We start from the raw sequence: 14227 nt of genomic DNA, 5'->3' as shown, positions 1-14227 counted from the left end.
CAGGTTCAACCACAAGCTAAGGAAGTTGCACCAAAGGTTCAACCACAAGCTAAGGAAGTTGCGCCACAGGTTCAACCACAAGCTAAGGAAGTTGCACCAAAGGTTCAACCACAAGCTAAGGAAGTTGCGCCACAGGTTCAACCACAAGCTAAGGAAGTTGCGCCACAGGTTCAACCACAAGCTAAGGAAGTTGCACCACAGGTTCAACCACAAGCTAAGGAAGTTGCACCACAGGTTCAAGTGCAAGCTAAAGAAATCGCGTTATACATTCAAGAGCGAGCTGCGGAAGTCACAAAATTAATTCAAGAACGTTGTTTGTGGCAGTTTCACTCTCGTGCATGGGATCGGGAAGAAAACATCAATGGTGTTCTCAATATGGCCGCCCGAATCTTGACTGGAGAAAAGGTAGTTCTAGAAACCTTGATCGACAGAAGTTATTATGCAGATGCGAAGATCCTTTCTGCTGACCTGGAAATTAGGTTTTCATGGTTAACTAGCATGGAGAACTCGCAAAAGAAAGCAGTACTGGAGTCTGTTAAGGCAATGCTGATCGATATTGTAATAACCAAGTCGAAGAATGGTGAATTGCATTATTCGCTTTACTAGAGCAATTAGATCGGTAATTCAACCCTTTGGGTGACGCTCTTAGCGTCTCCCTTTCTCCCCTTCGTAAGAAGCAGCATTAAGGGAGAACACCAGCTAACTCACTGAACGAACGGCGTTATTGAATTGGAGTATGAATTAGAGTCAAGTCATCCTGTTAGTGTTTGTGCAGAAACTTTCTTACAGAGTAGAGACTTACAGAGTAAAGAGCGGTGTCACGACGGACTACACCAAAAGCATTGCCAAGAAGCGTAGTGTCCGCGTACCGTCTGACTACAGAAGCATCTCATCTAGCTTTCAAGATTTTCAAGAAATTCAATTCTACTTTTCTTCTGTAATCGATGCTATGAGTAGCTTGCTTCTTGGTTGGATGCAGACATCGCTCCACTTTTTTAAGCTCAAAAAGACACTTCATATCTTCGTTCAGCAACGCCAAACAAAATCACGCAATTTTTTACCACATAGGAGTCAAGAGAATGTCTGTAGTTGTAAAACAGAAAGAACGCAAGGGAATAATCAATCCTATCTTTACCTGTCAGCCTGCTGGAGCTGAGTACGCTGCAATCGGAGTAAAAGATTGTATTCCTCTGGTGCATGGAGGACAGGGGTGTAGTATGTTCGTTCGTCTGCTGTTTGCCCAGCATTTGAAGGAAAATTTTGACATTGCTTCTTCTTCACTCCATGAAAATAGCGCTGTCCTTGGAGGACAGCCACGCATTGAGGAAGCTGTACACACCTTAGTTGCACGATATCCCGATTTACGGATTATTCCAATTATTACGACTTGTTCAACTGAGACAATTGGGGATGATATCGAAGGAACCATTAATAAGCTCAACGGCCAGTTAAAGCAGGCTTATCCTGATCGCAAGATTGTCCTTGTTCCCGTGCATACCCCCAGTTACAAAGGTAGCCAGGTCAGTGGCTATAATGTCGGCATACATGCAATCATTTCTACCCTGGCAAAAAAAGGCGAACCAACTGGCAAGTTGAACCTCATTACTGGGTGGCTTAACCCTGGAGATGTCACGGAAATCAAGCGCATCTTAAAAGATATGGATGTTCCAGCAAACATCTTAGTGGATACAGAATCTTTTGATGCGCCTACCATGCCCGATAAGACAAGTTTTGCCTTTGGGAATTCAACCATTGAAGAAATTGCTGATTCTGCTAATGCGTTGGGAACTATTGCCTTATGCAAATATGAAGGCGGTAGTGCAGCCGAATTCTTAGAAGAGAAGTTTAAGGTTCCTGCAATCATTGGCCCAACACCAATTGGGATCAAAAATACCGACATCTGGCTGCAAAATATCCAAAAACTGACTGGGAAACCAATACCAGAATCTTTAGTCAGAGAACGTGGAAAGGCTATCGATGCGATCGCCGACCTCGCCCACATGTTCTTCGCTAACAAGAAGGTAGCTATTTACGGAGATCCCGATCTGGTAATTGGTCTAGCAGAGTTCTGCTTGGAATGTGAGTTAGAGCCAGTGCTACTGTTATTAGGGGATGATAACAAGGCTTGTGCAAAAGATCCAAGAATTACTGCTCTGGAGAAAAAGTCACCCACCGACATCGAAGTTATCTGGAATGCAGACCTCTGGGAATTGGAGCGCCGCATTCAAGATAAATCCCTCGAAATCGACTTGATTCTAGGTCATTCCAAGGGTCGATATATTTCTATCGATCACAAGATTCCAATGGTTCGGGTTGGTTTCCCCAGCTTTGACCGTGCAGGTCTGTGGAAATATCCTGTGATTGGCTATAAAGGAGCAGAATGGCTAGCAGACACCATTGCTAATACCATGTTTGCAGATATGGAGAACAAGCACGAGCGTGAATGGATCTTAAACGTTTGGTAGAAAGCTGAAGAGGATACTTGATGATTTGCGAGATCCCCGACTTCTTTAAGAAGTCGGGGATCTAATCACCCGCGCGATAGAAGCTATTGAAAGACTGGAGAGCTATCATGACTGCAACAAGTATAGATCAGAATGTTGTATTTTACGGAAATTTGAGCGAACTGTATCGCTTGGCAAAAGAGGGTAAGATTAAGACCACTTTACAAGGTAGTCATACCCGTCCCTGTAAATTTTGGACTGCAACGAAGATTTTAAGTGGCATTAAAAATGCGATCGTCATTTCTCACGGGCCGAGTGGCTGTGCTTATGGTGTCAAGCGGGCATACAAGCTGACTAATAGCCGCAATAGTGGTTCCCCTTATGAACCAGTGGTGACTACGAACATGAGTGAGAAAGCGGTAATTTTTGGTGGAGAAAAAGAATTAAAAGGCGCGATTCGAGAAGTAGATGAAAAATACCATCCCGATGCGATCGTTGTTGCTACTAGTTGTGCGTCTGGTATTATTGGCGACTGTGTTGATGACGTAGTGAATAAAGCCCGCAGCGAAATCGATGCTGAGATCATGACGATACATTGTGAAGGATTCGCCGGAGAGTATCGCAGTGGATTTGATATCGTATTTCGGCAAATCGTAGACTTTATGGAGCCGCCAACTCCAGAACGAAAAGCACAACTAGCCGATGCTGTCAATATTGTAGGCGCAAAGATGGGCCCAGAAAGGACGGAAGTTGAAACTGATGTTAAAGAACTGGTGCGATTGATAGAAGCAATGGGGGCAAGAGTTCACAGCGTCATCGCTGGCGATTGTACACTAGAAGAACTCAAGCAAGCACCGAGTGCGGCAGTCAACTGTACCTTATGCTTGGATCTTGGCTATACCATCGGCAAAGCCATGTCAGACAAGTTTGGTACGCCTTTAAATTCTACTATCCTCCCTTATGGAATCAGCGCTACAGAAAAATGGCTCGAAGGGGCGGCAAAATATTTAGGGATGGAAGAACAAGCGGCTGCATTGATGGAAAGGGAATATGCCGCAATCAAAACAGAATTTGAAGAAGCTAAGAGTTATATAGAAGGGAAATTAGCGATTATCGAAGGACATGATGCTATCAAGTGCTTGTCCATCGCCCACATGTTGGAGCGTGATTTTGGAATGCGTGCGGTAATCTATAATTTCCATCCTTGGAGTACAGAAGCACGAGAAACCAGTGTAGATTATTTGTTGGAAACAGGGTTAGACCCGGAAATTCTCATTACGAAAGGGACGCTGGCCTTTGGTAAGTACGAGTCCATGAAACAAACGGAAGATGAATTACTAGATTTTATTGGTGGTCTCGATCCCGAATCAGTAGTATATTTTGGTTCTTCTTTGAGTTTCCCTCATATTCCCGTCGTTGATTTAAATGCCATCTTAAATCGTCCTAGATTTGGCTATCGCGGAGCCTTAAAGGTCGCAAAGTGTATTAAAACAGCACTCCAATATGGCTTTAGACCTCGCAGTTCTTTAACCAAGCAAATGGTGTTCCCTAAAAATTCTGGGTTAGCATCTGCTCAATCACTGACTGGAAAACTAGCCCAAGACCTGCCTGATTGTACCGTATATGCAGGAAAGAAACGGGGAAAATGTTTTAACGAGTAATACCAATTTTGGATTTTGGATTTTGGATTTTGGATTACAAAAAAATTGTAGGTTGGGTAAAACGTAGATACCAGAGGCGGCTGACCGCAGGGTAGTAAAACCCAACAAACTTTTGGAAATATTGGGTTACCCTGCAAGAAGGCTGCACCTACGTTCCTCAACCCAAACGACGTAGACTGATTCGGTGGCATTTGATATGGGCAAGGTTTAAGCCAAAAATGTCAAGGCAGAAATCGCTACAGGAAAGACAGAAGCTCTTACAGGCTGCGCGAAACACGGAAACGTTAAAGCAGAAGCTCTTACAGCTTGCGCGAAACACGGAAACGTCAAAGCAGAAGTTGCTACAGGGAAGACAGAAGCTCTTACAGCTTGCGCGAAACACGGAAACGTTAAAGCAGAAGCTCTTACAGCCTGCACAAAACACGAAAACGTCAAAGCAGAAGTCGCTACAAACTGCGTGAAACGCGTTTACCAGAGTTTACCAGAGTCAAACCTTAAAAAAATAGGAGGAAATAAATGTCTGCTGGATTAACTTTTGATAATTGTAACCATAGTAAAGACCCAGTTGTTGGGTGCGCCCTTGAAGGTATTGCAACTACGGTTGCTGGCATTAAAGATGTCAGTATTGTGATTCAGTCTCCACAGGGTTGCGCGTCTACTGTCGCAGCTGGGTATGATGCTCATGAGGTTGATTTCACCAAGCGAAAAGTAGGTTGTACTCGTCTTTTTGAGTCAGACATTGTGATGGGAGCGTCTGAGAAACTCAAAGGGATGATTAAAGATGCAGATAAATCTTTTGATGCTAAGGTGATGTTTGTCGTTGGTACTTGTGCGGCGGACATCATTGGTGAAGATATTGCGGGATTGTGCAACCAACTTCAGCCAGATATCAAAGCCAAACTTGTTCCTTTACTTGCTGGTGGGTTTCGGGGTAATGCTTATGATGGCTTGGAGATGGGTTTGGAGGCTTTACTTCCTTTTATCAAAAAAAGACAGACCAAGAGAAGGGGTAGAAAGCCAAGGATTGTAAATATCATTGCGCCACAGGCAAATCTTAATCCTACTTGGTGGGCTGATTTGCAATGGGTAACGCAGATTTTAAAATCTTTAAGGATTAAAGTACAGACCGTATTTTCTCATAATACCTCATTTGAAGAACTGGAGCTAGCTGGTGAGGCAACAGCCAATATTGTTCTCAGTCATGATGTCGGGTATAAGTTTGCTCGGAAAATGCAAGAGACTCATGACATTCCTTTGATCCTTGATGATATACCTTTACCAATAGGTGTAAACAACACTACTCGGTGGTTGAAGGCATTGGCGGCACATTTCAAGATAGATGAAAAAGTGGAGCCAATCATTAAACAAGGCGAAGAAATGGTCGTAGATACACTTCGCAAACGAGCGTTGATGATTATTCCCCGATATCGTAACTGTAGAATTGCTGTATCTGCGGATGGGACGCTTGGCATTGGACTAGTCAGAATGCTGTTTGAAGAATTGGAGATGATTCCTGAAGTTTTATTATTTCGTTCGGCGATGCCTGATTCTCGTTCAATTCTGGAGCAAGAACTAAATAGTCTTGGTCTTGCTCCTCGCGTGGTATTTTCAGCAGATGGCTATCAAGTTAAACAAACTTTACAAGAGTTGGATGTTGATGCTGTAATTGGCTCGGCATGGGAAAAATACATGGCAGAGGAATTGGGAATAAAAATTACTTTTGATGTATTTAGCCCCACTAACAGAGAAACTTATGTTGACAAGCCATATTTTGGCTATGAAGGTATGGTCAATATGATGGAGGTGATTGCTAACGATTGGGATAGAGCTTTTCGTTCTAAAGAGATTCATTGGACATAGTAAAATTCTTCCAGGTGTCTTGGCGATCGTGGGTGAAACCGTTGCAGAGGCGTGTGCGAAGCGTCTTGAGCATATAGCAATCCTAAATGAGCCTTGAAAAATATAGATAAAGAAACGAACCGCCTTCTCAACGAGAGGCTTTTGCCAACTCGCAGCGTCTCGTTAGAGAAGGAGGCAAAGAGAAGAAAGAAAAAAGAGATATATAATTTTCACAAATGATTTAGGAGTGCTATAAGTTCACATAAAAATACCTCCGCTAACTTTTCATAGTCAAAGATAAAGAAATATTTATTTGATGTGGTCAGATGAGCAAAAGGTGGTATCCTATCTTCTTAATACATTAAATCGATAGATTTAATGTAGTTAATTATTATTATCATAGGTATGCTTGTTTCAACTCCTAAAAATTGATATCAATGAGTCAATTGTGATGAATTATTTAAAAGAACACTGTTTTCAAGACATTAGTTATGTAGCTGCTGCAAGGGAACAACTTGGCTCCCACTTTAGCCGCTCGCAAATTAGCAACATTAGATCACTTTTCTAATCGGCTTGTCCTCAGACCTCACCTACGGTCGAGATGTGATTCCTTTGGTACGTCAAGAAGTGCAACGACAAGAACGACAAGCATTAATAGTAGCTTAATATACTTACAGCAGTTTGCAAGTACATGAGGTACAGAGTGCTTGATCTGAAACAACTTTGGAAAAGCAGTTTTAACCAAAATATTGCCAAACGCCAATAATTGCAGCAAGTTATTTTTAATAATGGTGAAAATATGTTTCATGGAATAGAAAGAGAATTATTAAATGGAGTACCTTGGTTATTTGGACAACAGTCCCAGTTACCACATCATCTCCAATTAACAGATCGGGAAGAACATAAGATAGGTGATATTTGGAAATTCTCACCACAAGAATCTGCTCATCGTGAGGCTGTTCTTGAACAAAAGATAAAACGGTTTGGGATTTTCAGCAAACTAAAAAGTTTTTCTTTAAAGGCGTAGGCGTAGTCCACACTTCTCTACGAGACGCTCTTGATAGCTTGCTTCCACAAAGTGGTACGGCAAGCTCAGTGACCAGCGCAGGCATTACCAATAAATAAAGATAAGCGTTATCAGCTACTCAAATTAATAGAAACTTTCAACTAATTTGCAATGTGCAGTACAGTTTTACTAGGGTAGCTTCTTCCAAGTATTTGGGTGACATCAGCACGGCTTCATTAACAGTCAGCAATTATTTTATTCGTAAACATAATATTAGCTCAACTAATTATTAGTTATTTATGGTATTATACTCTTCATTATCACTAATCTTGAAAAAATCTCATTTCATCCTCTACCGACATGACAACAACGACTGACCTCGATTTTGCCGCACATGAGGCGTTGCGCCTACTCGGTCTCGATCCCGAAAACTGGGTGAGCGATCGCTTTAGTTGCGGGATTGCGGTATTCTTGGTTTTGCCGAAAAGATGAGTAATCCCTTATCTTTTTTGTATAATTAATTGTTATTGGTAACGGAACTGTGGATACTAACCCTCTTAAAGCTAACCCGCGCAGGTATCTCTCAGAAATTTCTCAGCTCTGAGAAATGACAAATCCCTCTCAAGTCATATATGTATTCTGTGCTATGATAGAGGTTTTTTTGCTTCTACTTCAGTATTATACTTAAATAAAGTAAGAGTTGGATAAATCAAAGTTTTTCTGGTTTTTACTTAATGATAAGTATATTAACCTTAGAGAAAAATAATTTTTAAGTTTATATTGGTAGTAAATAAATAGTCTAATAATCATTATGGCAAACATGGATAACACAAAAAAAGTTGATAGTATTAAAAATCAATTAGATCAACAAAAACTAGGAAATAAAAATGATATGACTTCATCATATAACGAAATAACAGAGACGAATAAAACAATTGATATAGATGGCCAGCGTCCAGTCGATCCAAGTAATATTGAAGTTAAAGAAACAATAAATATAGATGGTGAACGCCCAATTGTTAAGAATGAAATTGATTATGATAAAACAATTAATATAGATGGGCAACGTCCGATTGCTAAGAGCGCTTTTCAAGAACATGAAATGTTAACTGTAGATGGTAAACGTCCAATTGACCCTAGTGATTTAGAGGTAAAGGATATTCTTGATATAGATGGTCAACGTCCGATAGCTAAGAGTAATTTTCAAGTTCAGGATACTTTAAAGATAGATGGTAACCGCCCAATAGTTTCAGATAACACTGTTGAAGAGCAAATATCAACAGATTATGTAGACTAAAAGCAGGACTTTCTTTGACAGCGTCAAGTGCTGAAGCTAAAAAACTCCACGCATAAAGGGGATGGAGTTTTTAGGCATGGGGAATAGCTTGTTTTCTTGGTAGTCGTAAAGCCTGCGGCATAGCTACGCTTAGGGCGCAGCCTCTGGTAGAGTTGGGCATAGATTCACTCCAAATTTTGAGGGAGTGTAATTAAATAAAACCAGTGCGATCGCTTGTAACGTAAAATTAGTTTCCATCCGGCATTTGCTAACACCTTGACGTCCATGTTTTGCGACTACCTCATCCAAATCCTGACTGCCCGTGTGTACGATGTTGCCCAGGAAACACCACTGGAGTATGCCCCAAATTTGTCTGCACGGCTGAATAATCAACTCCTGCTGAAACGCGAGGATATGCAGTCAGTATTTTCTTTTAAACTGCGGGGTGCTTATAACAAAATGGTGCAGCTACCACCAGATATATTGACACAGGGTGTAATTGCCGCATCTGCGGGGAACCATGCTCAGGGTGTCGCCCTTGCAGCTAATCGCTTAGGAACTAAAGCGATTATCGTTATGCCAGTAACCACGCCTCAAGTCAAGGTGGACGCAGTTAGAATGAGGGGCGGAGCAGTGGTTTTATATGGAAACACCTACGACGATGCTTATAGCTATGCGCGTGAATTAGAAATAGAAAAAGGTTTGACGTTTATTCATCCTTTTGATGATCCTCATGTCATTGCTGGACAGGGAACAATTGGGATGGAAATTTTACGACAATATCAGCAACCCATCCATGCGATTTTTGTAGCGATTGGAGGGGGCGGATTAATTTCTGGAATTGGGGCTTATGTAAAACGCTTGCGTCCCGAAATCAAGATTATTGGCGTTGAACCAGTAGACGCTGATGCGATGTCTCAATCGCTAAAAGCTGGACATCGGGTGCGCTTGTCTCAAGTGGGGTTATTTGCGGATGGCGTGGCGGTGCGAGAAGTAGGTGAAGAAACCTTTCGTTTGTGTCAGGAGTATGTAGATGAAATTATTTTGGTAGGTACAGACGATACTTGTGCTGCGATTAAAGACGTGTTTGAGGATACGCGATCAATTTTAGAACCAGCTGGTGCATTGGCGATTGCAGCTGCCAAAGCCTACGCAGAAAGAGAACAAATTGAAGGACAAACCTTAATTGCTGTCGCCTGTGGTGCAAACATGAATTTTGATCGCCTCCGCTTTGTGGCAGAACGGGCAGAGTTGGGTGAACGCCGCGAAGCAATCTTTGCAGTCACAATTCCAGAGGAACGGGGAAGTATTCGCCAGTTTTGTGAATGTATAGGCAATCGTAATCTTACCGAGTTTAATTATCGCATTGCCGATGAAAAAACAGCCCATATTTTTGTCGGTGTGCAAATTCAAAATCGTGCTGATGCTGCAAAGATGGTAGAAACCTTTGAAGCTCAAGGATTTGAAACTCTTGATTTAACAGACGACGAATTAACTAAATTACATCTGCGGCATATGGTGGGTGGGCATTCTCCCTTGGCTAACAATGAATTGCTCTACCGTTTTGAGTTTCCCGAACGTCCCGGTGCATTGATGAAGTTTGTTACTTCCATGAGTCCCGACTGGAATATTAGTCTTTTTCACTACCGCAACAATGGGGCAGACTACGGACGAATCGTTGTTGGTATCCAGGTTCCCCCGCACGAGATGCAAGAGTGGCAAGCTTTTCTCCATAACCTGGGCTATCGCTATTGGGATGAGAATAAGAATCCGGCATACAAGCTGTTTTTGGGATAGGTGGGGAGTAGTAGATGGGGAAATGGGGGAGCAGGGGAAGCATGGGAAGCAGGGGAAGAAGAACTATTGATTATTGACCAATGCCCCATGCCCAATGCCCCATGCCCATTTAACGAGAACTACTCTCCAATATCATATTGGAGTCCCAAGTATAGAAGCCAATTTGGTTAGGAACCCTAGAGAATCTGCCTGTTCGATAGCCTCTAGATAATTCGTTCAATACCTTATTTTTGACCTCTCGAAGTTGCTGAGAATTTAATTCTCCATAAATTCCGGCAATGACTTCAGCAACGCTGAAAACTTTACCTGGATTTTCTTCAAACAGCGAGGTGAGGGCATCAATTAAGAATTGACCTTCAAAGGCTTTGAGCATCGGTACTGCTCTTATCGGGGGTACAAAAGGCTTCTTGTTTTTGTTTTTGATGCTCTTAGAAGCAGCATTGCGGTTATTTGGGGCTACCAAACTTAAATCCAGAGTATAACAACCTGGCTCATCAGGAATAGTTACCCAGTAATTCCTTTCTCTGCCTTGGGTGAGGGAAGATTGAACTCTACCTTTAACTACTTTGAATAGATTGGAATCTAACTCTCCATAAAGCGATCGCACGATAAAATCGATATGACATACAGTACCTTTGTGCTCTTGCAATAGCTGTTTTATGGCTTCCATTCGGGAAAGAGCGTGATTATACTGAGGTAGCATCGGGATTTCGGCCACCTTTGCTGAACTATCGTTGTTCTCTGCGGTGATCTTTGGATCTGGCGATGTAGTTGAAGGTTGACTCTCTTTTGTATCAACAGCAGAAAAAGAATTATCGATCTCAACCAAGTTTTTATCTGCAAGTTCTGACTGTACAGGCTCCGCCAAGTTGATTTCGTCGATGTCATCAAGAGGTGATAAAAACCGCAAAGAGCCTTCTTGGGAAACATTTGAGGTTTCATTAGCTGCCGTCAGACTTGATATCTGCTTGCTGTTATTAGAAAAAGACCAGTTAGACAACAACGCTTCTACATGATCGAGCTGCGATCGCGCCTGCACAAAGAGGCGTTCATACTCTTCTGTGAGGCGAGCATAATAGTCTCGTAATTCTAACAATGGTGAGAGAAAAGTACCTGGAGGTGGTTCTAATTGTCCATTTTGAGTCATAAGGCTTCAATCAATTTAAATCGATGTCACTTTTGTAAGACATTGCTCTGGGTTTTGCTTTGTGAGATGCTGGCTGGGATTTCTTAGGCGGTTGGGGAGGGCGACATCTCTCACAATATAAGGGTCGAGGCCCGAAAGTCTCGCGCTTTGTCAGATTGTTACACTCTTTACAGACAAACTGGAAAACACGAGTATGAATCTGTCTTTTGTGCGCCCTGACAGTATATTCCCTAACATCAATGAATTTACTTGCCATAATCAGGATTGTGAATTGCTCTCTTCTCAATGTCCTATCAATATAGCTATTCAAGCAAATCAAGCTGCATCAGTGTGTGTTTATGTAGAAGTTTTATTCAAATCAGTGAATTTTACACCTAGCATAAAGTACAGATGAGGAACTTGATAATTAGCTATTGACTATCCTTTCAGCATATAATTGGTGGTGAGTAAACACCACTACCATTTTCTCGGCGTAGGCAATTTTCATTGCCATGATCAGAGAAACTGGGGATGGAGAAGTGCAGGATTATCCACTTCCACTGTTTGTTAAATCAAGTTATCGACAGTGTATCTAATTACCCATCATCAATTACCGTTCTCCTTTATGGTAGAGGACTAATACTTAACAAAGCTATTCCTGTGTAAAGAACAACCGCCTCCTGGTTTTGAAGAGGGGGTGTGCGATCGCTAATCAAAGCATGATTCCAAGCAGTTTTGTCGCTCTATTTAGAAGCGGCCACTGGCTACTGACTTACTGTGGTGTGGATACTAGGTTAACGTGAGTTCAACGGGTTGAAAAAAGCCCAAAAAAAAGCTGAAACTGAAATTAGAAGAAAAAATTAACAGTGTCTCAACTATGTCCACAATTGTATTTCGCCTAAATGTAGCCCAGATTTTCTGCGATGTAAATGATTTTTGCTCAATGTGGAAGCAGTAGTGGCAACAAGTACTACAACTACCAACCATTAATAACTGGTGAGCGACGCAGCAAATCAAGAATGCACCTGAGTGAAGTGATGACAATCGTCATAGGTTTCATGGTAGTGGCTATCGCCTAATTCTGTTCTCACTGCCAAAGATTGCCGATACAGGGTTTCGGCTACATCCCAGTTGCCGCGATTGCGCTCTATATCTCTCAATAATCCATTCCAATAGTAATACTGCTTTTACTTTCTTGCTTTTATGCAATGGCTAAAGCATTCTGAAAACATCTTGCTGCTTCATCCCTGCCTCTTGAATAGTTGAAAAAGCAGTTTCCCCGATGATGCGATGAGCCGCAGTTGTCGGATGAATGCCATCCCAGAACAAAAACAGGTCTGGGTTACTACAGGTGCGATCGCCAGATAAACATGGACTGCTCACATTGGTAAAGTTAAAGGCTGCCGGATTTGCGATTGCATCTCGATAGAGCGCGTTAATATCTAATTGCACAATCTCCAGATCGGAATGCTGTTGATTTAGAATCTTAAGCGATCGCCTCAAGCCTTGATTATGTGCTTGTGTTAATGTACTGAGGTTTACAGAATTCGTACTGTTTCTAGTGGCAGGTAACTGTCCTAAATCTGGTAAATTTGCAACCAGAATCTTTTTAGCACCCACATCAATTAGAGAGTTGATTGCCGTTGTCACATTTTTAACAGGAATAGTTGCATTGTTTACCCCTTGCAAATAATCATTTGCCCCTGCCCACAGCACATACAAAGCATCTGGATTCGGATGTCGATGTGTCTGCGTAAACGTCTGCACTTGATTTAGCAAGCTAGGTACATAGCTGTTGCTAACACTGCCAGTAGTTGCTCCTCCGTAAGCAAAATTATGAGTTTGCTTAGAGGAAAGATGGAGGCTTTCGGCAAGATACTCAATCCAAACCCGACCATTAGAGTAACGCCCCTGAAAGTAAGTTGGATTAGGTGGGTACATTTCTCCTGTCGCCCGGAATACCATTCCTGTATCCGAAAGACTATCCCCAAATACATAAAGTTCTGAAATGGGATGAGTTTTATCGATAATTTTTGCAGCTACAACCATGATAAAAATTAAAAGAGCAAGTCCTGTTCTTAAAAGCCACTTTTTTTGTTGCATTAAACTTTTTTGCAAACCCTAAAGACAATAGTTTTTAGAATTGTTGATGATTATTCTTGTAAGTAAAGATTAAGCTTGCTATTGAACACTTCTCTAAGTTAACAAGCTAGCTTCAGAGCTAGTGAGCAAAACCGGATACTTTCAGGTGTGGATTTTGCCTATTGTCTTAATGCAACGCTGTTGTGTTTGATAATATCTCACCAATAAACGCGATCGCCGAGAGTACGGCATCAAAACCGCGATCGCAATCCATTGGTAAAAAGTTCCGAATTGAATTGGAATCGGAACTAAAGAGCGAAAATTGTTCTACATCTTAATAGCTAAAAAACTAGGCAATCAGACTGAAATTGCTACTACTCAAAGTAATATCAGGATTCCCTAAACGGGCAAACTCAAACACACTTCCTGTACCCAGAACATTACCATCCTGGTTATAGAATAGACTGCCACTACTTTGACTATAGACAATATGTGCATTTTTAGCGTTGACGAGTTGATCGTTAGCAACAACTGCAAAGTCAGTTAAAGCTTGTCCCGCATTATTAGTGACAGCATTGAAGCTGGTTTTACTCAGCACAATCTGGTCTTGTCCCGCTTCAAACTCAGTAATGTAATCAACACCTAAGCTTGTGTTAAAAACCCCACTACTTTGAAACAGATATTTATCCTTCCCGGCTCCACCAGTGAGAATATCATTGCCTAGTCCTCCCCAGAGTAAGTCATCACCAGTTCCACCAGTGAGAATATCATTACCATTACCTCCCTGGAGGGTATCATTTCCTGCTAACCCTTGCAGTTGATCATTTCCGTCACCGCCAATCAGAGTGTTATTCTGTGCATTACCAGTGAGACGCTGATTGCTTGTGATGGTAGCATTGGCTAACTGTAGGGAATAGTTGGAGTTGACGTTGGGGTCTGCTGAAATTCCAACATAGTAATTCCCCGATGCTCCCAAAGTCGCACTAATTTGACCGT

The 14227-nt window shown here is 41.9% G+C and carries 11 protein-coding genes and 2 pseudogenes; 9 read left to right on the top strand and 4 right to left on the bottom strand.

Going from position 1 to position 14227, the window contains the following annotated elements; all coding sequences use genetic code 11:
* From vnfG to ilvA, 7 genes are all read left to right on the top strand, one after another.
* Positions 1 to 606, top strand: a 606-nt coding sequence (vnfG, locus tag V7L20_RS17975; RefSeq protein ID WP_334745396.1) for a V-containing nitrogenase subunit delta, incomplete at its 5' end; no start/stop codon positions are given.
* Positions 607 to 1079: 473 nt separating this feature from the next.
* Positions 1080 to 2465 (top strand): V-containing nitrogenase subunit beta, encoded by a 1386-nt coding sequence (vnfK, locus tag V7L20_RS17970; RefSeq protein WP_334745395.1) that lies wholly within the window; start codon positions 1080 to 1082, stop codon positions 2463 to 2465.
* 107 nt (positions 2466 to 2572) lie between these two features.
* Positions 2573 to 4105, top strand: coding sequence for a nitrogenase component 1 (locus tag V7L20_RS17965; protein WP_334745394.1), 1533 nt, complete (start codon positions 2573 to 2575; stop codon positions 4103 to 4105).
* Between the two features lie 516 nt (positions 4106 to 4621).
* Positions 4622 to 5965, top strand: coding sequence for a nitrogenase component 1 (locus V7L20_RS17960; RefSeq protein ID WP_334745393.1), 1344 nt, complete (start codon positions 4622 to 4624; stop codon positions 5963 to 5965).
* A gap of 745 nt (positions 5966 to 6710) precedes the next feature.
* Entirely contained in the window at positions 6711 to 6971 is a 261-nt protein-coding gene (locus V7L20_RS17955; protein ID WP_334745392.1) for a hypothetical protein, read from the top strand.
* 790 nt (positions 6972 to 7761) lie between these two features.
* Positions 7762 to 8247 carry a hypothetical protein gene (locus V7L20_RS17950; protein ID WP_334745391.1) on the top strand — a complete coding sequence of 162 codons (486 nt, stop codon included), beginning with the start codon at positions 7762 to 7764 and terminating at the stop codon, positions 8245 to 8247.
* A 264-nt stretch (positions 8248 to 8511) separates the two neighbouring features.
* Positions 8512 to 10023 carry a threonine ammonia-lyase, biosynthetic gene (gene ilvA, locus V7L20_RS17945; RefSeq protein WP_334745390.1) on the top strand — a complete coding sequence of 504 codons (1512 nt, stop codon included), beginning with the start codon at positions 8512 to 8514 and terminating at the stop codon, positions 10021 to 10023.
* A 109-nt stretch (positions 10024 to 10132) separates the two neighbouring features.
* On the opposite strand, the gene V7L20_RS17940 is transcribed toward ilvA, so the two are convergent.
* Together V7L20_RS17940 and V7L20_RS17935 are read right to left on the bottom strand one after the other, a co-directional pair.
* Positions 10133 to 11170: a hypothetical protein gene (locus V7L20_RS17940; RefSeq protein WP_334745389.1), complete on the bottom strand. Its 1038-nt coding sequence runs from the start codon at positions 11168 to 11170 to the stop codon at positions 10133 to 10135.
* Positions 11171 to 11180: 10 nt separating this feature from the next.
* Positions 11181 to 11426 carry a hypothetical protein gene (locus V7L20_RS17935; protein ID WP_334745388.1) on the bottom strand — a complete coding sequence of 82 codons (246 nt, stop codon included), beginning with the start codon at positions 11424 to 11426 and terminating at the stop codon, positions 11181 to 11183.
* 600 nt (positions 11427 to 12026) lie between these two features.
* Here V7L20_RS17935 and V7L20_RS32740 point away from each other — a divergent pair.
* Positions 12027 to 12224, top strand: a pseudogene (locus V7L20_RS32740) (IS982 family transposase); the annotation flags it as partial.
* A gap of 137 nt (positions 12225 to 12361) precedes the next feature.
* Here the strand turns inward: V7L20_RS32740 and V7L20_RS17925 are convergent.
* Entirely contained in the window at positions 12362 to 13252 is an 891-nt protein-coding gene (locus V7L20_RS17925; protein ID WP_334745386.1) for an SGNH/GDSL hydrolase family protein, read from the bottom strand.
* A gap of 182 nt (positions 13253 to 13434) precedes the next feature.
* On the opposite strand from V7L20_RS17925, the gene V7L20_RS17920 reads away from it, so the two are divergent.
* Positions 13435 to 13569 carry a hypothetical protein gene (locus V7L20_RS17920; protein ID WP_334745385.1) on the top strand — a complete coding sequence of 45 codons (135 nt, stop codon included), beginning with the start codon at positions 13435 to 13437 and terminating at the stop codon, positions 13567 to 13569.
* An 11-nt stretch (positions 13570 to 13580) separates the two neighbouring features.
* Here V7L20_RS17920 and V7L20_RS17915 read toward each other — a convergent pair.
* Positions 13581 to 14227: pseudogene (locus V7L20_RS17915) on the bottom strand (sodium:calcium exchanger); the annotation flags it as partial.

Source organism: Nostoc sp., assembly GCF_036916735.1.
In the GTDB taxonomy this organism is placed as follows: Bacteria; Cyanobacteriota; Cyanobacteriia; order Cyanobacteriales; family Nostocaceae; genus Nostoc.
The sequence above is the reverse complement of the archived record's forward strand: the minus strand, read 5'-3'. Positions and strand labels throughout refer to the sequence as shown.